The following is a 22542-nucleotide window of genomic DNA, read 5'->3' as shown; positions in this document are numbered from 1 at the left end:
TCCGCGAGGACCCCGGCCTTCCACATCCCCGGTCCGGGGGGCCGTGCACCTGCCCCTGATTTGCGGGAAGGTGCCGTACTGCCGTAATCTTGACCCTCGGTGCACTCGCCTGTTAACCGGCATGTCCGGTGCACGCAGATGTCCTCCCGACACCAGCAGCCGCAGGCAGCGGTGCCGGGGACGCGCAGCGCGGATCCGGTACGAGGAGCAACCTTCAGGATTGCTGCGGAGGCGCACCCAGGTTTTTTCATCAGAAGTCAGATAGTCGAGAGAAGTGAGTTCCCAAGTGGTGTACGCGATTGTCCGCGCAGGCGGCCGCCAAGAAAAGGTTTCTGTAGGAGACCTCGTTACCCTTGACCGCGTCACCGGTCAGGCCGGAAGCACGTTCAAGCTTCCCGCCCTCCTTCTGGTAGACGGCGCCAAGATCACATCCGCAGCGGAGGACCTCGCGAAGGTCACCGTCACTGCCGAGATCGTCGAGAATCTTCGTGGACCGAAGATCGTCATCCAGAAGTTCAAGAACAAGACCGGCTACAAGAAGCGCCAGGGTCACCGTTCGGAACTGACCCGCGTCAAAATCACAGGCATCGCGTAGTCCCCTCGGGCTACCGTTCGGTCACGTAGACACTTCAGCGAAGGCAGGCATAACTCATGGCACATAAGAAGGGCGCAAGCTCCACTCGCAACGGCCGCGATTCGAACGCGCAGTACCTCGGCGTGAAGCGCTTCGGCGGTCAGGTCGTCAAGGCCGGCGAGATCATCGTCCGCCAGCGCGGCACCCACTTCCACCCGGGCGCCAATGTCGGCCGCGGCGGGGACGACACCCTGTTCGCACTCGAGGCAGGCGCCGTCGAATTCGGCACCCGCCGCGGACGCAAGGTCGTCAACATCGTGGGAGCAGCAGCAGAGTAATTCTGCCTGTACACGGTGCGAGAAGCATTCGGGTGGGGTGAGCCTCTACGGCTCGCCCCACCTTCTTTTAAGCCGATTAGACTCGGCACAGCGAGAGATTTGTAGAAGGAGACCACCGTGGCGAGCTTCGTTGACCGCGTAGTCCTGCACGTATCCGGAGGCACCGGTGGCCACGGCTGCGTCTCCGTCCACCGCGAGAAGTTCAAGCCCCTGGGCGGGCCCGACGGCGGCAACGGCGGCGACGGCGGCGACGTCATCCTCCGGGTCGACCACCAGACCACCACCCTCCTCGACTACCACCACGCTCCGCACCGGCACGCCACGAACGGCGGCAGCGGCATGGGCGACTGGCGCGGCGGCAAGAACGGGGAGACGCTCATCCTGCCCGTCCCGGACGGCACCGTCGTCAAGACGAAGGACGGCGAGGTCCTCGCCGACCTCGTGGGCGAGGGCACGGAATTCGTCGCCGCGGCCGGCGGGCAGGGCGGGCTCGGCAACGCCTCGCTGTCCTCCCAGAAGCGCAAGGCCCCGGGATTCGCCCTCCTCGGCATCCCCGGCGACGAACGCGACGTGGTCCTCGAGCTCAAGTCCATCGCGGACATCGCCCTCGTGGGCTTCCCGTCCGCCGGCAAGTCGAGCCTCATCGCCGCGATGTCCGCTGCCCGCCCGAAGATCGCCGACTACCCCTTCACCACGCTGGTGCCGAACCTCGGCGTCGTCGAGGCCGGTTCCACCCGCTTCACCATCGCCGACGTCCCCGGCCTCATCGAGGGCGCGAGCGAGGGCAAGGGCCTCGGCCACCACTTCCTGCGCCACGTGGAGCGCTGCGCGGCCCTCGTGCATGTCCTGGACTGCGCCGCGCTGTCGACCGACCGCGACCCGCTGGCCGACCTCGAGATCATCGAGCGTGAGCTCGAGAAGTACTCGGTCGACATGAGCTTCGCGGGGCCCGACGGCGACGTCGTCCCCCTCAACGAGCGCCCCCGGCTGATCGCACTCAACAAGGTGGACGTACCGGACGGGCGCGACATGGCCGACTTCGTCCGCCCGGACCTCGAGGCCCGCGGCTACCGCGTCTTCGAGGTGTCCGCCTCGAGCCACGAGGGACTCCGCCAGCTCGGTTTCGCCATGGCGGAGATCGTCGAGAACGCGCGCAAGGCCGTGGCCGCAGCACCGCCGAAGGTCGCACCGCCCGTGCTGCGCCCACGCGGCGTCAACGCCGCCTCCTTCAGGATCCGGCACGAGGAGAAGGACGCCCTGCCGCTCTTCCGTGTGCTCGGCGAGAAGCCCGAGCGCTGGGTCATGCAGACCGATTTCACCAACGACGAGGCCGTCGGCTACCTCGCGGACCGCCTCGCCAAGCTCGGCGTGGAGGAGCAGCTGTTCAAGACCGGCGCCAAGCCCGGCGACACCGTGGTGATCGGCGAGGGCGACGGCGTCGTCTTCGACTGGGAGCCGACCATGATGGGTGGCGCCGAGCTGCTCGCCGGCCCCCGCGGCTCCGACCTCCGCCTCGCCGAGTACGTGCGGCCCACGCGCGAGCAGAAGCGCGAGGAGTACCAGGAGCGCAAGGAGGCGAAGGCCGCGGCCCGCGCCGACCTCGAGGCCGACCGCAAGGCCGGTGTCTGGACTGAGTCCGTGCAGAACCGCACGCGTCCGGCCGGCGGCCAGCAGGACACGGACGGCGAGACCGGGGACTGACGCGTGGCGCTGGAGCGGGCCGGGCAGCCCTCCGTGTCCCGGGCGGGGCTCGCCGCTGCCGGGCGGATCGTCGTGAAGGTCGGCTCGTCGTCGCTCACGTCCGTGTCCGGAGGCATCTCCGGTGAGGCCCTCACGGGCCTCGCCGACGTCCTCGCGGCGCGGCGCACGGCGGGCACCGAGGTCATCCTGGTGTCCTCCGGGGCGATCGCCGCAGGGCTCGCGCCCCTCGGCCTCGCCCGCCGGCCGTCCCAGCTGTCCACCCAGCAGGCCGCCGCGAGCGTGGGGCAGAGCCTCCTGATGGCGCAGTACGCGCAGGCCTTCGCTGCCCACGGCGTCACCGTGAGCCAGATCCTGCTCACCGCCGATGACCTGATCCGGCGCTCCCACTACGCCAATGCGCACCGCGCCATGGAGCGTCTCCTGAACTTCGGCGTCGTTCCCATCGTCAACGAGAACGACACCGTCGCGAGCCACGAGATCCGTTTCGGCGACAACGACCGCCTCGCGGCGCTCGTGGCGCACCTCGTCAAGGCGGAGGCACTCGTGCTCCTGTCCGACGTCGACTCCCTCTACGACGGCCCCCCCAGCGAGGGCGCGCGCCGCATCCCGCTCGTCGGGTCGCCGGCTGACCTCGACGGCGTCACGATCGGCCGCACCGGCAAGGCAGGCGTGGGGACGGGCGGCATGGTCACCAAGGTCGAGGCCGCGACCATCGCCGCCTCCTCCGGCATCCCCGCCCTCGTCACCTCCACCGCGAACGCCGCCGCCGCCCTGCGCGGCGAGGACGTGGGCACCTGGTTCACGCCCACCGGCAAACGCCAGCCCATCCGCCTGCTCTGGCTGGCGCACCTCGCACGTGTCCTCGGCACCCTCGTGCTCGACGACGGCGCGGTGCGCGCCGTGGGGGAGCGGCGCCGGTCCCTGCTGCCCGCCGGGGTGGTCGACGTGTCCGGTGTCTTCGAGGCGGGCGATCCCGTCCAGCTCGTGAGCGGCGACGGGACCGTGGTGGCGCGCGGCCTCGTGAACTACAGCTCGGCCGAACTGCCGCGGATGCTCGGGAGGTCCACGCACGACCTCGCCGACGAGCTCGGCGCCGAGTACGAGCGTTCGATCGTGCACGTCAACGATCTCGTGGTGCTGCGGGCCGCCGCAGCGTCATGAATGGCCCCGGACGCCGCGGGCGGGCGGCTCCTCGCTAGACTGCTGGGATGACCGATGTGCAGGCTGAGACGACCCCCCGGACCGACGACGCCGACGCGCTGTCCCCGGATCAGCTCACGGCGGCCGTCCACTCCATCGCGGACCGGTCCCGTGTCGCGTCCCGGACGCTCGGGCGCGCCAACCGCGCCCGCAAGGACCGTGTACTCCTCGCTGTCGCCGACGCCCTCGTCGCGCGCCGCGACACCGTCCTCGCGGCGAACCGGTCCGACGTCGAGCGCGGCCGCGCCTCCGGCACCTCCGCCTACCTGCTGGACCGGCTCAGCCTCGATGCCGCGCGCATCGACGGCCTCGCCGACGCCCTGAGGGAGCTCGCAGCGCTCCCGGACCCCGTCGGGACGGCGGTCCGCGCCGAGACCCTGCCCAACGGGCTGAGGCTGCGGCAGGTCCGCGTGCCCCTCGGCGTCGTCGCGGCGATCTACGAAGCGCGCCCCAACGTCACCGTGGACATCGCGGGCCTCGCCCTCAAGAGCGGCAACGCCGTCATCCTGCGCGGCGGCAGCGCGGCGGCCGGCACGAACGCCGCGCTGGTCGGGATCATCCGCGACACCCTCGAGGACCACGGGCTGCCGGACGACGCGGTCCTCACCATCGACGAGTTCGGCCGCGAAGGCGCCCGCGTCCTCATGGAGGCCCGCGGACGCGTGGACGTCCTCATCCCGCGCGGCGGCCGGGACCTCATCCAGTCGGTCGTGACGTCGGCGCGGGTCCCGGTGATCGAGACGGGGGAGGGGAACGTGCACATCCTCCTCGACGAGAGCGCGGACGAGGAGATGGCGATCGACATCCTCCTCAACGCCAAGACACAGCGGCCCAGTGTCTGCAACACCGTGGAGACGCTTCTCGTCCACAGCCGTTCCCGCGCCGCTGCGGGCGTTCTCGCGGCGCTCGTGCGCGCCGGGGTGGTCCTGCACGTCGATGACCGCTCACGCGCACTGCTGCCCGCGGGAACCGACGCCCAGTCGGCCACCGAGGAGGACTGGGGCCGTGAATACATGCAGCTCGATCTCGCCGTGCGCACCGTGGACAGCGTCGACGAGGCGCTGCAGCACATCCGTCGCTGGAGCACGGGGCACAGCGAGGCGATCATCACCAACAACCTGGCGTCCTCGGAGGAGTTCGTCGCCGGGGTGGATTCGGCCGCGGTGCTGGTCAACGCCTCCACGCGGTTCGTCGACGGCGGCGAGCTCGGCCTCGGCGCCGAGGTGGGAATCTCCACCCAGAAGATGCACGCTCGCGGGCCCATGGGCCTGGCCGAACTGACGACCACCAAGTGGATCGTGCAGGGCGAGGGGCAGATCCGCCGCTGACGGCAGGCCGGACGCGGAGTGGGTCCGGCCTGCGTTACGCGTACCATGGGAGAAACGCCCGCGCCGGACCGGATGGACCGGCAGACCCAGAACCGACAGAGGAACCACGATGCTCTATTCCCTCGGCAGCGCACTGCTGGCGACCGAAGCCATGGAACACCATACAGAGCTGCCGATGCCCGCTCTGGCCTACGGGCTCATCGTGATGGGCATCCTGCTCCTCCTGATGCTCGTCACCGTCTCGTTCTCCAACGTGCGGAACCGCCACGAGGCCGTGGAGGAGCACATCGACCCGCACAAGCAGCACGCCAACAACCACGACCACGGTGAAGCGAACCGGCACTAGCGGTCCAGGTGGCAGCTGACAGTATCGTGCGGGACGTCATGGGCGGCCGGCGGCATCGGGACGGATCACCGTGGCGCCTCGGCGTCATGGGTGGCACCTTCGATCCCATCCACCACGGCCACCTCGTCGCCGCGAGCGAGGTCGCCTCGGTGTTCGACTTGGACGAGGTGGTGTTCGTCCCCACCGGGCAGCCCTGGCAGAAGGCCGACAAGGACGTGACGGCGGGGGAGCACCGCTACCTCATGACCGTCATCGCGACGGCGTCCAACCCCAGCTTCACGGTGAGCCGCGTGGACATCGAGCGCCCCGGCCCCACCTTCACCATCGACACCCTGCGCGACCTGAAGGCCCAGCGGCCCGACGCGCAGCTCTTCTTCATCACCGGTGCCGACGCGATGGCCCAGATCCTCACCTGGAAGGACGCGGAGGAGCTGTGGTCGCTCGCGCATTTCATCGGGGTCACACGGCCCGGCCATGAGCTGAACGGGCGGGGACGCGACGTCAGCCTGCTCGAGGTGCCCGCCATGGCCATCTCCAGCACCGACTGCCGCCGCCGCGTGGGTGAGGGCAAGCCGGTCTGGTACCTGGTGCCGGACGGTGTCGTGCAGTACATCGCCAAGCACCGGCTCTACCGGGGCGAGGCACCGCCCGAGGACGGTCTCACCGCGGGCACCGATGGCGAGGATGTCCTTCTCGAAGAAGGGAAGCACGGGGGCAATCCCCGCGCCGTACAACAACCAACTGGGTGAACACGCGATGGGCAAGGCAGAGGACGACGCACGGAGGACCGGGTCTCAAGAAGCGGACCGTGCCGAGTCAGGGGGACTCGAGATGACAGGCAGCAATAGGTCCGGATCCGTCGTGGGCGGATCCGACACGACCACCGACGACGGAGCACGGCGGAGCAGGAGGGCAGCCGAAGCGCCTCTCGACGCGGTGCCCGAGGCGCGGCGGGAACGTGACTCACAGGCGCGCGCCCGGGACCGGGAGGCGCTGAGGACGTACCGTGCCCTCGCAGACGCCCAGGGGACACCGGAGGAGGCACGACTCCGCGTGGAGACACCCACCCGCCGCCAGCTGCGGTTGCAGCAGGTCGGGGGCAGGGCAGTGCTCCCCGATCGCGGTACCGCGGGTACGCCGGTCCCCGGAGGACGCCGTGACCGCCGTCGCCAGGCCGGCCCGGTGGCTGATGCCCCTATGACCGCCGTCGACGCCCCGCCGGTCCACGGCACTCCTGCGGACCGCCCGTCCGCCGACGCAGGCGAGGGACGACGGCCGGAGGACATGCCGGTCGAGGAGGCTCTCGCCGCACGGAACGCGATCGCCGCGGAGGCAAGGGACCACGTTGCCGCCCTCCAGGCGTCGGGCACCGATGATCCGTTCACGGTGGACCTCGAGGTACTGGCGAAGCAGAAGGCCCTCGCCGAGCGGGCCGCGGTCCTCAACTCCCGTGCGCGCCGGATGCAGGAGCTCTCGGAGCAGAACCGGCAGTCCACGCCGGAGCCGAGTGACCCGACGGCGGCGCACAACCTGTCGATCGTCGCCCCGCCGGAGTTCGTCACTGCACCGGGAAGCTCCGGGGCCGTCCTGCGGGTGCCGTCCACCTCCCTCGTACCGGTAGTGCTGCCGCGGCTCGCGGCAGCACCGGTCGATGCGTCTGCTGCACCCGCCGTCGGTGGGGACCGCATCGACGCCGCAGTGCCTCAGCGCCCCGCCGTGCACGAGACCGAGCCGATCCGAGCCCGCAGCGCCTTCGGGCTCGACCCGCTCGATGCGATGACCGCGGGCCTGGGACGCCTGCGTCGGGTGCGCTACCTGCAGTATTCGTTGCTCGGTGTGGGCGCGGCGGCACTCTCAACCGGAATAGTATTGACAGTCAGCTCCCTCAATGGGTGAAACCGCTGGCACCACACAAGGAGATCAGTGAGCGCTACCGAAGAGTCCATCAGCATCGCCCGCACCGCGGCCCACGCCGCAGCGGACAAGATCGCACAGGACATCACCGCCATCGACGTCAGCGACCGGCTCGCCATCACGGACGTCTTCCTGATCGCATCCGCGCCGAGCGAGCGTCAGGTCAACGCGATCGTCGACGGCATCGAGGAGGAACTCTCGAAGCAGGGCCTCAAGCCGGTCCGGCGTGAAGGGCGCAGCGAGGGCCGCTGGGTCCTGCTCGACTACGCCCAGGTGGTCGTCCACGTGCAGCACGAAGAGGACCGCGTCTTCTACGCCCTCGACCGGCTCTGGAAGGACTGCCCGTCCGTCGACCTCCAGCTCGAGGGCGCGCTGCAGAGCTCGCCCCAGGTCGCGGCGTCCGACGACGCCGAGTGACGCGGTACCCCCACGCCGACCCCGCAGCGCGACGCGTCATCTTCTGGCGGCACGGCCGCACGGAGTGGAACCGCTCCGGCCTGTTCCAGGGCCAGGAGGATATCGACCTGGACGAGACGGGTCGGGAGCAGGCGGCGCGGGCGGCCGAGGTGCTGGTCACCCGGCAGCCCGCCCTGATCGTCTCGTCCGACCTGCGGCGCGCTGCTGACACCGCAGCCGCTCTCGCGGAGCTCAGCGGCGTGGCCGTGTCCTTCGACGAGCGCCTCCGCGAGACGGACGCCGGGAAATGGCAGGGCCTGTCCTTCGCCGAGATCGACGAGAGGTTCGCCGAGGACAATGCGGCCTGGCGCGGGGGTGACCCGGACGTTCGTGCAGGCGGCGCGGAGAACCGGATCGACGTCGGGGATCGCATGCTCGCGGCGGTGACCGACGCCGTCGCCCGCATCGAGCCCGCGGAGACCCTCGTCGTGGTCAGTCACGGTGGGGCGATCAGGGCTGCTCTGGCGGCGCTCATGGGGTTGCCGCCCCAGCGGTGGGGTTCCCTCGCCGGGCTGTCCAACTGTCACTGGTCCGAGGTGCACGAGGTGGTCGGCAGGGCCGATGCCCTCTTCTCGTGGCAGCTGACGGAGCACAATGTGGGCCTCGGCTCGCTGCCGGAGGAGCCCATGGAAGGGTGAGCCGCGGCGGACCGTCGATTTGGCGAAGCCGCCAGAATTTACTAGACTGATCAAGTTGCTTCGACGGGGTGTGAATCTTCGGAAGCGACAGTACGGGGCTATGGCGCAGCTGGTAGCGCACCTGCATGGCATGCAGGGGGTCAGGGGTTCGAATCCCCTTAGCTCCACCACGAACCGCCGGACGACGGGGCAAAAGTCCCGGTCCGGCGGTTTTTTGTTGCCCCGAATCGGCCAATGCCACCGTTTTGAGCACAGCTCCTGCGACGTGTGGGGCGCGTTGCTCCATCAGGTTGGGTTGCTTCCCGACGCTGCTCACGACGAGCACGGCTTGCACTCGTTCCCGAGCCGGCTCGGAGCCCGGCCCAGTGCACCTTGGTGGCACGGGAGCCTGTCCTGATTTCCCCCACTGTCAGCCCCACACATACCGTTAGTCGTGGTGGCGCTGAGCAGTGGCGTCCCCAAGCTGCCAACGAGGCTTCTCGTTGGCGTCGATTTGGGAGCGTCCTTGGCATCCACACCCTGCATCGATCTCGACGTACAGCTCGAACAGACACTCACGGCCCTGGTCCTCGCCGCAGAGCCCCTGGATGCGTGCCTTGAAGAGCTGGCAGCCACTGTTGAGCAGGACCTGCCCGTTGTCGCTGCTGCCGGATGCGGAGTCTTCCTCCTGCGGCCGCGCAAGAAGCCTCTTGCCGTCGGCACCACGAAGGCCGCGCGTCAGGTGGCCCACTTTCAGGCTGGCATCTGGCGCCGGAACGACGTCGCATCACGCCGCTCGGTGCCCGGCTCCCCAGTTGGACAAGCTGTCGCCCTCCAGGTGTATCGGCTCGCCGAGCAGGTGGAAGTCGGCTTGTGCCTTGTCTCGCCCAACCCTGATTCCTTCACAACCAGGGCTGCAGCTCGCCTCGATTCCCTCTACGAGGCATCCCGGAGGCCCCTGGCGATTGCGGTCCGGCTGACCGCTGCCGTCGAAGAGCGAGACAATCTCGCTCTCGCCTCCGCGAGCAGGACCCGCATCAACTTGGCAGCAGGCATCCTCATGGCGTGGTCGAATCGGTCATCAGCAGCGCCGAGGGACCAGCCATCAGCGGCTAGGAGAAGCCGGGCCCCGAAGTTCGTTCTCGCGTGCCGATCAAGATCAGCCGCGCAGGAACCAGGATCGGCCACGCCGCAGGGCTACGCGCAGACGGTCAACGGCGTGCCCGGCAGCCTCGTAGCCCACATCCTGGAACGAGCCCATCCCACCGCGGTACAGCGTCAGCGCCTGAGCTGATGCTTCGCGGAGGCCGCGTCGATCCGTGACGCCGGCGAACAGTCCGTCCAGCCAGTCGGCAGCATGAGCTCGCTGCTCATCCTGGCCCAGCAGCGCGGCTGCGCGAAGCTCGGCGATGGCTCCGATGATTTCGTCCCGGGTGGCCTGCACAGTGTGCTGCCTACTGGTCATGAGGCGATCCCAGGGGTGGCGCGCACAAGCATTCGGCCGTGGGTACACGGGGCAGGCGGGAGCAGTGTCGGGTTATCCAGCAAAGTAGCCGCCCACGTCCAGGATCCACTCCGCAATGAGCCACTGGCCGTAGACGAAGCTCAGGGTCACCAGTGCAAGGGAGTGCACCCTGACGCGGCCGGCCTTGCCCAGGTGATGGGACTTGGGCTTCCCGGCCTCTCGCCAGAGATAGCCGAGCGGCAACGGAATCAGCAGCAGCGCGATCTGCATAGGAATCTCGTTGCCGTTGAGGGCGTATATCCCGTTGTAGGGCACCCAGGTATCCCACGGGACATTCAGGAACACGAAAAGGGCGATTCCCAAAGATGCCAAAAATGAGGCAGCGCAGGCGGTGCGGTAGCGACCTGCGGCCCTCTTGCCCAGGCGCAGGTCCTCCGTAGTGAATCTGTCTGGCACGACCTCGTCGTCGATGCCAGGTTTCGCCGTTTCGCTCGCCATGATGCCCGTCTCGGAGCTGGCCTCAGTCCAGGTGCGTCCCCGCCGGAGGACGGCATACAGTTCGTCGACCGCCTTCGAGGAAGCGGCTGTTCCCGTATCCGCGAACGATCCCATTCCGCCGCGGTACAGGGTGAGGGCTTCGGCCACAGCCTCGTGGAGGTCCTGCTCTTTTGTGACGCCGGCAAACAACTCATCAAGCCAGTCCGCAACATGGGCGCGCCGCTCGTCGTGCTCTGCGTGGGCGACCGTGCGGAGCTCGGCGGTGGCCACGATGATCTCGTGCCGGACGGCTTCGACGCTGTGCTGCGTGCTGGTCATGCGGCAATCCCCGGGGTGGTGCCCACACGCGTCGGGCAGAGAGTGCGCGGAACAGGCGAGAGTGATGTCGAGCTGTGTCCTTGTGGGGAATCACCGGTCATAGGTCGTCCCTCCATCTCTGGACCCCTCATTTCACGAGCCGATAGTGGTCGGCCGTCGGGAGATCGCCCAGGAGGTCCTTCATCACGACGCGTGAGTACCAGCCGATCTCGAAGTCGTACTCGGTGCCGGGCTCGAACGAGGCGGCGACCTCCTCCTGGTTGTCGAAGTCCACGCCCCGGTCCACGTTGATCGGCCCGCAGCTCGTGTCGACCAGGACGGAGGCGGTCGACACGGATCCCCTGGAACCACCCGAGCTCGTTCTCGGCTCGGCCGACACGACCTTGCAGCGGAACGTCTGCACGTCCCTCCTGTCCAGCAGCGGGCTGAAGAGAACGGTGAAGAAGACGCCGAACATCGCAAGAAGGGTGGCATATGTGGCAAACGTCCGGGTCCGGGCAAGCCCACGCGTCCACGGTGTCTCTGCCCGGTGTCGTGCGGAGGAGGTGCCGCTGCCTCGGGTCGGCGCTGATCCGGTCGGCACGTCGTCCCGGGACATCGGCTCGAGCCCGAGCTCGCGAAGTCGCGCCTCCGTCCGAAGTCTGCGAGCTTCGTTCTTCTGGCCCTGCAGGGCGCTGTTGCACTGCCAGGTCTTCCATCCTGCCTTCCGGTGTGCGGCCCACAGGCGGCGTGCAGGCGTCGTGACGATGAAGACGGTGAGCGCCACACCGGTGGCGAGGAAAAGGCCTGCCACCACGAACTCGAAGCCCATCCTCACGATGTTGGCGAGCATGTCCAGACCGTAGAGATCACGGTAACCGGTGCTCTCCAGCATCCCGATAAACAACCCCATGACACCGTAGGGAATCGCGAACAGGGCGTACCGCCAGAGGTAGGACCAAAGCGACCAATGGGCCGGAGCACGCTGGGGCATGGGGGCCAGGTCGCCCCCGGGCGGCTCGTAGCTCCTCTCGGGCTTCGAAGCCGAATCAACGCTCATACCAGGCACCGTCCCGCTTCCCCCATCACAGCCTCAACACTAGCCACAGCTGTACCCGCCGCTCCGGCACCTGGTCCGCGCGTCATCCGAGGCCGGTCGCGGCGGCCAGAGTCTGCAGGCCGGTGCAGGGCGCTGAGGGAAGGTCTCGCTGAGTTCATCCTTGTGGCCTTGATCGGGTAGACCAGAGTCCCGGCAATGTGTCGCGCTGGGAGATTCGCACCTAGTGGTGGCTCGCACCTTTGATGCGTGTGTGAGGGCGCCGGTGTTGGTGCGGAGTTCTGTTATCGGTCGTGGGGCGCTTCTGGGTTATCAGGGGCTTCGTTCCTGCGTTTCTCAAGGAGTTCCTTGGTGCGTACGAGCCGCAGGAGGGTGACCAGTACCAGTCCGCCGAGCATGTTGAAGAGCAGGGTGTACCCGAACCAGGCGAGCCACTGCCCGTAGCTGATGTCGGAGCCGGAGTGGATGGCGGCGAAGATCAGCAGGGAGTCGAGGATGGAGTGGAACAGCTGGAGGCCGGCCAGGAGGAAGCCGCCGATGATGGTGGCGACGATCCTGGCGACGTCGTTGTTGGTGCCCTGCTGCATGCGGCTCATGAGGGTTATGGTGCTTCCCCCGAGGATCGCGAGGGCGACGGTCTGCAGGGAGAAAGGTGCATCCACATAGTGGTGGGCACTCTCGCTGACGGTGTCGGTCCATTGCGGGAAGGCCTGCATCACGATCCAGACGAAGACCCACCCACCAGCAAGGTTGGCCACCAGGGTGCCGGCCCATAGCTTCCCCAGTTGCGCGATGCTTCCCTCTTTGGCGACGACGGCGGCGACGGGCATGAGGAAGTTCTCGGTGAACAGTTCACTGTGGGCCAGCAGGAGTGCGACCAGGCCGACGCTGAACGCGAGACCGGCGAGCAGGTGGTTGCCCGTCTCGTGCATGACGGCCAGGTAGGCCATGATGCCGAGGCCGATCTCGAATCCTCCGAAGACGCCGGTCACAAGGATGTTCCTCGTGGTGCGGTGGAGTCTCTCGGCTCCTTCTTCGATCGTCTTGTCGAAGGATTCCTTGAGTTCGTCCTCGACCGGGGCGTTCGATGCGCCCAGTTCCCGTCTGCGGTCCTCGCTCATGTCACCTTCCTGTAGCTGGGTAGAACCCGGGTGGTGAGGTTCCGGTCACCCCGTCACCAATTCTCGGGTCACCTCAGTGAAGCAGTGACCCGCGTGGTCTGCTCGCGACGGCCTGTACTTGATCTTTTCGAGACCCTCTGACGCTGATCACCCCGAAACCGGTAACCGCAAGGAGACATAGTCAGACCGGTGAAGCTTGCCAGGTCTGGATCCCGTGCAGGTCCTCGCGGAAGGCGAGCAGGTCGGTCATGTCTTCGCATGAGAGCCATGCCCCAAGTCTTCGGTGGCAACTTCACCAGCAGGCTGACGACACGTACCGGAATGGTCACGGTTTGCAGCGGAGGCGCTCAACACGTCCCGCTGACCTCGTCCCGTCAGTAACGTCTGCACTGGGGGTGAAGCAGTGCAGGGTTCTTGCCGGGCGATCCCTCGTTGTCAGACCATCACACTGCATCAGGAGCATGATTCCATGGCAAAGCTGCCCTCCGTCATCGCCCTCGCGGCCATCACCGTACTCCTCGCAGGCTGTGCAAGCACGTCCTCGGACGAGCCCGAGACGGCATCCGTTTCGGCTGCTCCTACCGCTTCGGCGTCTGCAGAAGCCTCCCCTTCAGCGACGCCGTCCCCGGTCGCGACCACCACTCCCTCAGGCACGCCGGAACCGGTGCCGACGCAGGAGGAAGCCGCGCCGGTAGAAACACCCGCGGTCATCGAGACGCCCGTCGAAGCGCCGGCCCCCGAAGCCACGGTCGAGGCGCCGGTCGAGGCGCCCGTCGTCATCGCAACTGCTGTGACCTGGGACAGTGCGCCTCGGATCACTGTCGCCCACGGGTCCTCGTTCACCGTCACCAGCACGGGTTACCAGCCCGGGCAGAACGTCCTCATGTTCATGGGCATCTACCAGACCGACTCGACGGAGGTGGACGAGCAGTCCTCCATCGCCGATGGCACGGGAAGTGTCAGCTTCACGATCGCGGTCACTCCGGACATCGCGCCGAAGACCTACGGGGTCGTCACTCTGGTTCTGGACGGGCAGACATCCGGCACCGACATGGAAGCGTCCAAGCGGTTCGCCCTCGTCGACGTCGCCGCCGGCTAGGAGGCGGGGTCCCGTTGGCCTCCTTCTGCCTGGTGTTCACGCGCGTCCGGCCTCCGGGCGGTGCCGTCGGCGGGCAAAAGCCCTGGTCCGGCGGTTTCTGTTGCCTCGAACCGGCCCATACGTCGGCAGCATCTTCAGTCCGTGTGTCTCACGTCTTACTTGCTTCCCGTCGCCAAGGGCTTCCGTTCTGCACCCGTTCGGCCTAGGGTAGTTATTGTCAGAGTGACAATAAACGAGGGGCTCGACATGAACGCGGTACTGGACTGGATGAACTCACCGGCAGCACAGCTGCTCGGAGCGCCCGTCAGCTGGATCGAGGTCATCGGCTTCGTTACTGGCGCGGCGTGCGTCTACGGCGTCGCCCGGCAGCGGGCCTGGAACTGGCCGGTCGGCATCGTCAACAACATCGCCTTCATGATCCTGTTCCTGGGCGCCGGCCTCTACGGGGAGACGGTTCTGCAGGCCGTGTTCGCTACCGTCGCCGTTTACGGCTGGTACAACTGGGTCCGCGGAGCCAGGGACACCCAGGCGACCGGCGACCTGCCCATCCGTGACGCCAGCCGCAACGAGGTCATCACCGGCATCGGCGCGGTCGTCCTCGCCACCGTCGGGATCGCCATGATCCTCACCCACGGCACCGACTCCCAGGTTCCCTGGCCTGACGCCTTCGTCCTCGCCGCCTCCCTGCTGGCCACCTACGGGCAGGCCAAGAAGATCTTCCAGCACTGGTACGTCTGGATCACCATCGACCTGGTCAGCGTCCCGCTCTACATCTCCCGCGGCCTGAATCTCACCGCCATCCTCTACATAGGCTTCACCGCCCTGTGCGTCTACGGACTCATCGACTGGAAGCGCACCCGCACCAACCAGCCAACCGCCATCGAGACCGAGAAGGTGCCGGCATGACCATCGACCAGGGCCCGATCGTCGGGAAGTTCTACCCGCCCCACGCCGGGCACCGGCACCTCATCGCCAGCAGCGCAGCCCAGGCGACCAAACTCGCCGTCGTCGTCCTCGGCAACCGCTTCGAGAACATCACGGTGACGGACCGGGTGAAGTGGCTGGCCGCCGAGTTCGACGAGACGAACGTGACCGTCATCGGCATGCCGAACGACTGCCCCGAGGACTACGCTTCCCCGGAGATCTGGAAGGCCCACGACGAGTCCCTGCGCATCGCGCTCAAGATGAAGGGAATCACCACCATCGACGCCGTCTTCAGCTCCGAGGAGTACGGCACGAAGCTGGCCGAGTACTTCGGCGCCGAGCACGTCATGGTCGACGCCGCCCGCACCGCGTACCCCGTCAGTGGGACACTCTGCCGGGACGACCTCACTGCGGCCTGGCGAAACATCATCAAGTCCGCGCGTCAGGACATGGCCGTCCGCGTGATCCTCGTCGGCGCCGAATCGACCGGAACCAGCACCCTCACGAAGGCCCTCACCGAGCACTACCGCGGCCGCTACCCCGAGCTCGTCGACGTCCCGGAGTTCGGGCGCCAGTACACCTACGACAAGCTCGACGCCGCCCAGGCTCAGAACCCCGACTCCGTCATCTCCGACCTCGTCTGGACCTCCGAGGACTTCACCGTCATCGGGGAGCGGCAGAACGAGATGGAGAACGAGGCGGCAGCGCGCTGCCCGCTGGTCATCGCAGACACCGACAGCCTGGCGACGACCCTGTGGGAGCGGTTCTACATCGGAGAGGGCAGTCACGGCTCCTACCGCGCCCTGGACCAGCTGCCGCACCGCGACATCTACCTCATCACCGACCACGAGGGCGTCGCCTTCGAGGACGACGGCTGGCGTGAAGGCGAGCACCGCCGGTCCGAGATGACCGAATGGTTCAAGGAGGAGCTCACCGCCGCCGGCCACTCCTGGATCCTCATCACCGGTGACCACGAGCGGCGTATGAAGACCGCGACTGAGATCATTGACCTGATCATCGTCCAGCGCAACCGCTTCACGTCCCCGCCGTGGGCCACCCGCACCGTCCTGACAGGAGCCTGATGACCACCGAAGAAGAGCAGTTCCTCAAGGACTACGAGCCCAAGGAGTACCCCTCCGTTGTGCTGACCGTGGACCTGGTCGTCTTCGCCGTCACTGGAAGCACCCTGCACGCGGCGTTCGTCCGTCGCGGCGGCCATCCCTTCAGGGGAGCCCTTGCCCTCCCCGGCGGTTTCGTGGAGCCCGAAGAGGACGCACTCCAGGCAGCGTGGCGGGAGCTCGAGGAGGAGACGGGACTGGATCTCGGCGCCCACCGGGCCCACGTCGAGCAGCTCGCCACCTACAGCTCCCCGAAGCGGGACCCGCGCATGCGCGTCGTGTCCGTCGCCCACCTGGCGCTGCTCGCGACCGACGGCCGGACCCTGCCCGAACTCGATCCCGGCAGCGACGCCGCTGCCGCCCAGTGGCATCCCGTCCACGACGTACTCGCCGACGAAGAGCTCGCCTTCGACCACCGCGACATCCTCACCGCCGCGCTCGAGCGCCTGGCCGGGAAGATCGAGTACACGCTCACCGCCGCCAGGCTCGTACCTGAGGAGTTCGCGCTCTACCAGCTGCGCCACGTCTACGAGGCGGTCTGGAACACTGCCAAGCTCGACGCCGGGAACTTCACCCGGAAGATGAGTGGAGCCCTTGTCGACACAGGGAAGAAGGTCACCCGCTCGAAGGGCGCGCCGGCCTCCGTGTTCACAGTGAAGAGCGAGTACCTCAGCCCGCCCATGACGCGCCCCTCGGCGGTGAGGGACCGATGAAGGATGAGGTCGCAGGCAGTCCGGAGTCGGTGCGAGATCGTCAACCCAGCGCATTTCGGGCCACGGCCTACTACCGGCGCTCCCGCTGGCGGCACCGCCGGGAGCGCGCCTTCGGCTACGACGTCCTCTGGGATGACGGCACCATTGACCAGGACATCGACCTGGTGAAAGTCATGTACCGGCGCGCACCGGCCGACTTCCAGGTCACCGAGACCAGCATGATGAAGCACACGCCCGACGTAGGCACCGGACCGTGGATCGCTTACGGCTACGGCATACCGGTCGATGGGCCTGACTGGATCCAGTTCATGGCGGAGGAGCGCGAGAAGCACGCCCGGGCGAAGGAGCCGGTCGCCGTCAGGGCCACCAGCGTCACCGACCAGTACCGGACCCTCATCCTGCGAAGGACCGTGCCCCGGTCGCACATCGCCTTCGATGTCCGGTACGCGGACGGGACGGTCCGGCATGACGTCAACCTCAACGCGGAGCTCAAGGGCGCCCGCTACCCTGCGGACTTCCAGGCCACCGAGCGGGGCGCACGGGCGGCAGTCGGCCAGTGGGTGGACTACCCCTACGGGCGGCCGCTCGGCGACCAGTAGCGGGGAGACAGGTCGGACCTCGGTCCATGACGAGCGAGGTCAAGGGCTCGGGCATGCTCTCCAGCACGAACCGCCGGACCACAGTGAAAGCCCTGGCCCGGCGGTTCTTGTTGCTCGAAACAAGCCCATGCCACCCTGGCGGACTACGGTCTGGCGAGGGATTCTCGTCCGTTAGATCCGGCGCTTGTAGTGGTCGAGGGTGAGCCTCAGCTGATCAGCCCAGAACTCGTAGCGCCGATCCTGTGAGGCGTCCGGCTCCAGGTGTCCCAGGTACTCGGCGAGAGTGTAGAAGCCGCTGCCGGGCCCGCGCTCCACGTCCGAGAGTGTTGCCACAGAGGAGAGCATGAAGCGGCTATGCAGCAGGTCGTCCTTCACTACGTCCGCCAGCAAGGTCCCGAAGGCGTTCCGCTCAGCATCGCGCGTGAAGTCGAAGGGCTCCGTATCAGCATCTTCGGCTACCTGACGGTTGAGCTCCGAGTAGGTGACAAGCTCCTGCCGGCGGGCGGTGTGAACCATGATGCTTCTGGCAGCCTCCATCATGCTTGCCCAGTCCCCGTCGCTACGGTCGTGCTGCATGGTGCCCTTCCTGTTGCCCCCGGAAAGCCTAGCCGCTTCACGTCGCCGGAGGCCTCTGGACGCATCGCACCCGGACTCCCGGTAGGCACCTCATCCACGGGTCGTGCATCACTTCGGCTCCGTGACGGGCCGCCCCGGCAGATGCCGACACGAGCCGGGATGCCTACCGCGCAGCGGAGCTGCTGCACTTCCGCCGGGCAGGTCTGGACGAGGACCTTGCAGTTGCCCTGCTTCGCTTCGACGAGCTCCCCGAATCGAGGCCGATCCACCCGGGGATCGTTCGACCCATGACGGAGCGGCGGCGGAGTCCGGCATCACCACGCTGCTGCTCCCACCACTGGCGGCTTTCGGTCCCCGCGGACTATCCCTGGTGAGCTCACTGGTCCGTGACTGACCGGACCGAGCTCACCGCCCTGATGGCTTGACACGTCCATCACAGGCGCCGATGCTTCGATTCGGCTGCGGACGGGGGTCGAGCGCCCGCTGCAATCCATGCATCAAGATCGCGTGGACGCCGGAACGACAGCACCGGAGGCATCAACGGGTCAGCGATGATCTGGTCGATCGTGTCTTTCTTCCGGCTGAAGGTTCTGAAATGCCATCGGATGATCGAGTCCTTGGCCAGAACACGGTGGAGTGTCTCCGCGTTGCCGTTGCACACTGGTTCCTTCGTCACGACCCGTCGGATCGTTCGCCGGACCAGGCGGCCGAGAGACAGCCACCGTGGATAGTCGAGGAACACGATGAGCTCAGCCCGCGTCACGACGAGGTGCCGCCAACTGGAGTAGGCACTGTCGAGCACCCAGCGGTCCTGCGCGGCAATATCGGCGGCAATCCGGTACTGATCCTCGACAGGACGGCCTGTCCATGCTGGGAGCCATCCGAGGTCATCATCGGCAGAGAACTCCGGCACACCGGTCGCCACTGCATATGCGTGCGCAGCCGAGGTTTTACCGCTGCCGGTCACCCCATGGAAGAGAACACGCTGAGCTGGTCCAGCTGTCATGGGTCTCACCGTACCGTTCATCCAATGTCTGCCCCCCGCGACGCCTGATCGGGTACCTCAAGGAAAGGTTCGACCTTGTCTGCCAGCTCTGAAACCGGCCTGCGACCATCGAGTTCGAGGGTCGCGCTGCTGCGTAGCAGCGGTTCGACGTCGAGGACATGTTGTCGGATCAGGGATTGATCTGTCTTCGACTTGCCGTAGGGGTTGTTCGTGCGAGCCGAGACGCGTTCGATGAGGACTTCCACCGGTGCACTGAGGAGCACGACAGCTGCGAAATGGTGGTAGAACCGTCCCTGGTTCTCGGCAGTCCCCGAGACAATCAAGGGTTGATCAGATGCGAGAAGCGCGGACATGCGCGCTTCATCCCAGGTGCCGTCGAGAAGTACCCGGTCGTCGTAGTCGGTGTCGACCCCTCGGTAGCCCCGCCGGGCTAGCTCGTGCAGGAGGGTCGACTTTCCGGCCCCTGACATGCCGGTGATCAGGACGTGAGGCATGGGAGCCAGCGTAGCGGCCATCGGTGCTGGCGGAGGCGCGGCAGGACGACAGCGGTCCGATGGTCACGGTCGTGATGGGGTGAATCATGGGGAACAGAGGCCAAGCGCTCATACGTACGAGCGTCATCGTGGCCGCAGTCCTGTCGCTGGCAGCGGGCACTGGCGAGACCGGGGAGACGAAACGGGACAAGCCCCCGGTTGCCGTCAGCGATTCCCCACGCGCAGCCACCTGGGGGCACTGGCGAAGCTGCCACTCTTCGAGCCGGTGTATACGCCCGCCGACTGCGCCCCGGACAGTGCTTTCACTCCACCGCCGGCGGAGCTCGAGGGGGTGCTGGGGCGCAGCGACCTCAATGAGGACCAGTCCAGGCTGCGAGCGGAGATCCACACCGCGCCGAATGAGGCAGAACCGGTCGATTATTTTGTCGGCGCCGACCCGGACGCGACGGCGCGGCCTCCTCGCTGCGTCGCTGATCCTCTCCACCACCGAGCCTGCGGACCAGGACATGACCGACGAGGATCTGCGCCTCACCCAACAGGCGGTCAGCTCTTGAGCGGATCCCTTGGTGGTCCGAAGGCCAGGGGTTTACCGTCGGGCCGTGATCAACCAGCCCCGTCCGGGAGCGTAGGGCAGATCCCGGACCTCGACGTCGATGAAACCGGCCGCCGACAAGGAGCGTTCGAATGCGTCCTGGGAGCGGAAGCGAAGCGTCGAGGTCGAGTCGATGCGCTGACCGTCAGCGAGGAAGACGGTCGGGGATTCGAACGTGACGAACTCGCCATCGACTCGTGTGACGTCCACCCAGTCCTCTACCGGCCCCTCACCCTCGATATCGACAACCTGATGGGTACGTTCCTTGGTCCACCGCTCCCAGCCCCGGTCAGCAGGCACACGGCTCTCGAACGCCAGGTAGCCGCCAGGGCGAAGGCAGGCACGGATTGCGCTCAGGTTCGCCGACCATGCCTCGTCGTCGAGGAACACCTGAGCGACGTTGGCCGTCATCGTGGCAAGGTCATACTGCTCGAGGTGTGCGGGATCTGCCGCTACGTCCAGCATGGTTCCCACAACCCATGTCGCGCGGTCTGCGCCGACCTTCGTCCGGGCAACATCGACGGAGGCCCCGGCAGGGTCCACGCCGAGCACACGGAGACCGCGCTCCGCCAAGCGGGAGCAGAAAGTCCCTGTGCCGCACCCGACGTCCACGATGGCCGCCGCCCCGAACTCATCGACAAGGTCCATATAGGTGTCCAAGTCACTACGGTCAGGGTCAAGGGGGTCATACACGCGGGCGACCCGCGGGTGATCAAAGATGGCGTCAGGCATCACACAGACGGTACTCCACACCCCGAGGACAACGATTACTACTCGGCCACCCCGATGGCGGCAGCCAACGGGATCCACCTGTTCTCGTTCAAATCGGCGGGAGGGCAATGCGGCCCGTAGTCCGCGGGTGTCCGCCGTAGGGTGGGCAGATGAATGCTGATGCCGAGGTGTTGTTGACCGGGCCTCGCGGACGACGCTTGTGCCTGGGGCTAGCAATGGAGGTCGATCCGTCGATCAGGATGGCGGCGTTCTGGTTGAGCTATGACCTGGATCCGGGTAAGGGCATATCCCGAGTGCTACTGACAGCATCGTCGGACGGGGAAACGGATGAGCCTCCGCGGCCTTCCATGACGGACCTCCTCACAGCGCTGGCCTCGCTCGACATGACGCCAGTCGACGGTGAGGCGATCGGGAGGGCTTTGTCGCTGGCGGTCGACACGTCCAGGCCGTGGCAGGAACCGGACGGAGAGGACGTCCTCGGAGCGCTCCCGGACGTGAAAGCCGCCCTCGCACCGATGGCTCAGCATGTCCTGTCGGCGTCATCGACTCAGTGGTGGCCGGAGGGCCGGCAGGTGGAGCAGTGGGCGATCGACTGGCGGCCGGCAGACGATTCAGCGCCTATTTTCAGGGAACCCTCGCAGGCGTTATCAGCGTGGGCCCGTGACACGCGCACGGAGGAGGCCCGCGCTGAGACGGAACGGCCCAGGGATCCGCGAGCCAACTGGTCCGGATCCTGGTGGTCCTTCCCGCAGGGCACGCTGCAGACTACGGGCCGGATACCGCTGGCTTTGAATCTCATCGAGGACGCCTTCAACTGGGAGCACGCCACAGTCATCCCGGTGCGCGGCGCAGGCCGCACCTACGAACTGCGGACAGGAGAAGACTGGGTGGACCTGTGCCGGAAATACCCTCTGCCGGTCACGGCATCTCGGCGCCATGATTGGTTCCGTTGCACGGGACACGACGGAGCATGGGTGATCCCCGACTGGGAGAAGGTCGCACAGCACTGGGACGCAGTACACCTGACACCCCTCGGATACCTCACGAGCGCCAACCGGGCCCTGCCCGTCGACCCTGGCACGGCCACGGTCATCGCCGGCTGGAATCCCGACACGACGATGTGGCTGACCGATGCTGCGCGCGAGTGGGAGGGCCCACGGCACCACTGGCACCGTCCACCCCACCAGGAGGCCTGGACGAAACTGCCTGGTCCGACCAGTCACCTGTGACTCTTGCCCGCTGAGGGATCCGCTACCGGAGGCTTCGTCCAGCCTTATTGAGCGCGGACCAGGAAGCGTTCTCCACTGCAACACCTGGCACGACGAACTGTCCTCGAGTCGCACCCAGGGCAGTTTCGCCGTCGGGCTCGTCCGGTACGCCCAGTACACCGCCAAGGTCCGTGAAATAGCTACTGAACTGCTTTGATCCCGAGGGCCACTGCTCACTCACGATCCGCTCCATCAATCGCACGATCACCTCCGGAGATGGTCGAGGCCCACCTGGCGGAGACGATGCGCTCATGGATGAACCCTACGCCGCGGCCCTCAGCAGGACCGGACGGGTTTGCCGGTCGCATCCGAACTTGAGCTGTTGGACGCGATCAAGGATCGGCTCGAGGACCCTTCAGGGCTGAGCAGGGTCCTCCTTGCCGTCGAAACGGGACAGGGCCACCGCGTCCTGCACTACTACGCCCACCCCTCGAACAACAGCAGCCCATCGGCGCTGCAGACCCATGTTCGGAACAATCCCCGAGTCACTCTTGAACGCGAACCGGATC

The 22542-nt window shown here is 67.1% G+C and carries 26 protein-coding genes and 1 tRNA gene; 18 read left to right on the top strand and 9 right to left on the bottom strand.

Annotated elements, in window-relative coordinates:
• The first annotated feature begins 286 nt into the window (after positions 1 to 286).
• The 11 genes from rplU (at position 287) to AC4D2O_RS08185 (ending at position 8665) form a co-directional block, all read left to right on the top strand.
• A complete protein-coding gene (gene rplU / locus AC4D2O_RS08235; protein ID WP_087073581.1) occupies positions 287 to 595 on the top strand; it encodes a 50S ribosomal protein L21 in 309 nt (102 codons plus the stop codon).
• A gap of 56 nt (positions 596 to 651) precedes the next feature.
• Positions 652 to 912 (top strand): 50S ribosomal protein L27, encoded by a 261-nt coding sequence (rpmA, locus tag AC4D2O_RS08230; RefSeq protein WP_028280075.1) that lies wholly within the window; start codon positions 652 to 654, stop codon positions 910 to 912.
• A 117-nt stretch (positions 913 to 1029) separates the two neighbouring features.
• Entirely contained in the window at positions 1030 to 2613 is a 1584-nt protein-coding gene (gene obgE, locus AC4D2O_RS08225) for a GTPase ObgE (RefSeq protein ID WP_490906314.1), read from the top strand.
• A gap of 3 nt (positions 2614 to 2616) precedes the next feature.
• On the top strand, positions 2617 to 3774 hold the full coding sequence (gene proB, locus AC4D2O_RS08220) for a glutamate 5-kinase (protein WP_490906313.1): 1158 nt from the start codon (positions 2617 to 2619) through the stop codon (positions 3772 to 3774).
• A gap of 47 nt (positions 3775 to 3821) precedes the next feature.
• Entirely contained in the window at positions 3822 to 5141 is a 1320-nt protein-coding gene (locus AC4D2O_RS08215; RefSeq protein WP_490906312.1) for a glutamate-5-semialdehyde dehydrogenase, read from the top strand.
• A gap of 109 nt (positions 5142 to 5250) precedes the next feature.
• Positions 5251 to 5487 carry a hypothetical protein gene (locus tag AC4D2O_RS08210; RefSeq protein WP_490906311.1) on the top strand — a complete coding sequence of 79 codons (237 nt, stop codon included), beginning with the start codon at positions 5251 to 5253 and terminating at the stop codon, positions 5485 to 5487.
• A gap of 38 nt (positions 5488 to 5525) precedes the next feature.
• A complete protein-coding gene (gene nadD, locus AC4D2O_RS08205) occupies positions 5526 to 6236 on the top strand; it encodes a nicotinate-nucleotide adenylyltransferase (RefSeq protein ID WP_490906511.1) in 711 nt (236 codons plus the stop codon).
• 82 nt (positions 6237 to 6318) lie between these two features.
• Entirely contained in the window at positions 6319 to 7383 is a 1065-nt protein-coding gene (locus AC4D2O_RS08200) for a hypothetical protein (protein WP_490906310.1), read from the top strand.
• A gap of 27 nt (positions 7384 to 7410) precedes the next feature.
• Positions 7411 to 7818 (top strand): ribosome silencing factor, encoded by a 408-nt coding sequence (gene rsfS, locus AC4D2O_RS08195; protein WP_104049834.1) that lies wholly within the window; start codon positions 7411 to 7413, stop codon positions 7816 to 7818.
• Positions 7815 to 8495 (top strand): histidine phosphatase family protein, encoded by a 681-nt coding sequence (locus AC4D2O_RS08190; RefSeq protein ID WP_490906309.1) that lies wholly within the window; start codon positions 7815 to 7817, stop codon positions 8493 to 8495. The genes rsfS and AC4D2O_RS08190 overlap by 4 nt, the downstream gene beginning before the upstream one ends.
• Before the next feature lie 94 nt (positions 8496 to 8589).
• Positions 8590 to 8665 (top strand) — tRNA-Ala (locus AC4D2O_RS08185).
• Between the two features lie 257 nt (positions 8666 to 8922).
• On the opposite strand, the gene AC4D2O_RS08180 is transcribed toward AC4D2O_RS08185, so the two are convergent.
• The 5 genes from AC4D2O_RS08180 to AC4D2O_RS08160 form a co-directional block, all read right to left on the bottom strand.
• The gene (locus AC4D2O_RS08180; protein ID WP_490906308.1) at positions 8923 to 9225 is read right to left on the bottom strand and encodes a hypothetical protein; all 303 of its coding nucleotides are present in this window, start codon (positions 9223 to 9225) and stop codon (positions 8923 to 8925) included.
• A gap of 408 nt (positions 9226 to 9633) precedes the next feature.
• The gene (locus AC4D2O_RS08175) at positions 9634 to 9939 is read right to left on the bottom strand and encodes a DUF6966 domain-containing protein (RefSeq protein WP_490906307.1); all 306 of its coding nucleotides are present in this window, start codon (positions 9937 to 9939) and stop codon (positions 9634 to 9636) included.
• Between the two features lie 72 nt (positions 9940 to 10011).
• Positions 10012 to 10755, bottom strand: coding sequence for a hypothetical protein (locus AC4D2O_RS08170; RefSeq protein ID WP_490906306.1), 744 nt, complete (start codon positions 10753 to 10755; stop codon positions 10012 to 10014).
• 127 nt (positions 10756 to 10882) lie between these two features.
• Positions 10883 to 11794, bottom strand: coding sequence for a hypothetical protein (locus AC4D2O_RS08165; protein WP_490906305.1), 912 nt, complete (start codon positions 11792 to 11794; stop codon positions 10883 to 10885).
• A gap of 281 nt (positions 11795 to 12075) precedes the next feature.
• The gene (locus AC4D2O_RS08160) at positions 12076 to 12912 is read right to left on the bottom strand and encodes a formate/nitrite transporter family protein (protein WP_490906304.1); all 837 of its coding nucleotides are present in this window, start codon (positions 12910 to 12912) and stop codon (positions 12076 to 12078) included.
• A 469-nt stretch (positions 12913 to 13381) separates the two neighbouring features.
• On the opposite strand from AC4D2O_RS08160, the gene AC4D2O_RS08155 reads away from it, so the two are divergent.
• From AC4D2O_RS08155 to AC4D2O_RS08135, 5 genes are all read left to right on the top strand, one after another.
• Entirely contained in the window at positions 13382 to 14011 is a 630-nt protein-coding gene (locus AC4D2O_RS08155; protein WP_490906303.1) for a hypothetical protein, read from the top strand.
• A 222-nt stretch (positions 14012 to 14233) separates the two neighbouring features.
• Complete coding sequence (gene pnuC, locus AC4D2O_RS08150) at positions 14234 to 14917, top strand: nicotinamide riboside transporter PnuC (protein WP_490906301.1); 684 nt, start codon at positions 14234 to 14236, stop codon at positions 14915 to 14917.
• Positions 14914 to 16017: an AAA family ATPase gene (locus AC4D2O_RS08145; protein ID WP_490906299.1), complete on the top strand. Its 1104-nt coding sequence runs from the start codon at positions 14914 to 14916 to the stop codon at positions 16015 to 16017. Before pnuC ends, AC4D2O_RS08145 begins: the two co-directional genes overlap by 4 nt.
• Entirely contained in the window at positions 16017 to 16766 is a 750-nt protein-coding gene (locus AC4D2O_RS08140; RefSeq protein WP_490906298.1) for an NUDIX hydrolase, read from the top strand. Before AC4D2O_RS08145 ends, AC4D2O_RS08140 begins: the two co-directional genes overlap by 1 nt.
• Complete coding sequence (locus tag AC4D2O_RS08135) at positions 16763 to 17365, top strand: hypothetical protein (RefSeq protein WP_490906297.1); 603 nt, start codon at positions 16763 to 16765, stop codon at positions 17363 to 17365. Before AC4D2O_RS08140 ends, AC4D2O_RS08135 begins: the two co-directional genes overlap by 4 nt.
• Positions 17366 to 17536: 171 nt before the next feature.
• Here the strand turns inward: AC4D2O_RS08135 and AC4D2O_RS08130 are convergent, their stop codons facing one another.
• From AC4D2O_RS08130 to AC4D2O_RS08120, 3 genes are all read right to left on the bottom strand, one after another.
• On the bottom strand, positions 17537 to 17941 hold the full coding sequence (locus AC4D2O_RS08130) for a hypothetical protein (protein WP_490906296.1): 405 nt from the start codon (positions 17939 to 17941) through the stop codon (positions 17537 to 17539).
• A gap of 433 nt (positions 17942 to 18374) precedes the next feature.
• Entirely contained in the window at positions 18375 to 18947 is a 573-nt protein-coding gene (locus AC4D2O_RS08125) for a P-loop NTPase family protein (RefSeq protein ID WP_490906295.1), read from the bottom strand.
• Between the two features lie 17 nt (positions 18948 to 18964).
• Positions 18965 to 19441, bottom strand: coding sequence for an AAA family ATPase (locus AC4D2O_RS08120; RefSeq protein ID WP_490906294.1), 477 nt, complete (start codon positions 19439 to 19441; stop codon positions 18965 to 18967).
• A gap of 398 nt (positions 19442 to 19839) precedes the next feature.
• Between AC4D2O_RS08120 and AC4D2O_RS08115 the strand changes: the two genes are divergently transcribed.
• Positions 19840 to 19995: a hypothetical protein gene (locus AC4D2O_RS08115; RefSeq protein ID WP_490906292.1), complete on the top strand. Its 156-nt coding sequence runs from the start codon at positions 19840 to 19842 to the stop codon at positions 19993 to 19995.
• A gap of 32 nt (positions 19996 to 20027) precedes the next feature.
• Here AC4D2O_RS08115 and AC4D2O_RS08110 read toward each other — a convergent pair whose 3' ends face one another.
• Positions 20028 to 20681 carry a class I SAM-dependent methyltransferase gene (locus AC4D2O_RS08110; RefSeq protein WP_490906291.1) on the bottom strand — a complete coding sequence of 218 codons (654 nt, stop codon included), beginning with the start codon at positions 20679 to 20681 and terminating at the stop codon, positions 20028 to 20030.
• A 431-nt stretch (positions 20682 to 21112) separates the two neighbouring features.
• Between AC4D2O_RS08110 and AC4D2O_RS08105 the strand changes: the two genes are divergently transcribed.
• On the top strand, positions 21113 to 21994 hold the full coding sequence (locus tag AC4D2O_RS08105; protein ID WP_490906290.1) for a hypothetical protein: 882 nt from the start codon (positions 21113 to 21115) through the stop codon (positions 21992 to 21994).
• The last annotated feature ends 548 nt before the right edge of the window (positions 21995 to 22542 follow it).

Source organism: Arthrobacter sp. TJ-238, from assembly GCF_058269215.1.
The sequence above is the reverse complement of the archived record's forward strand: the minus strand, read 5'-3'. Positions and strand labels throughout refer to the sequence as shown.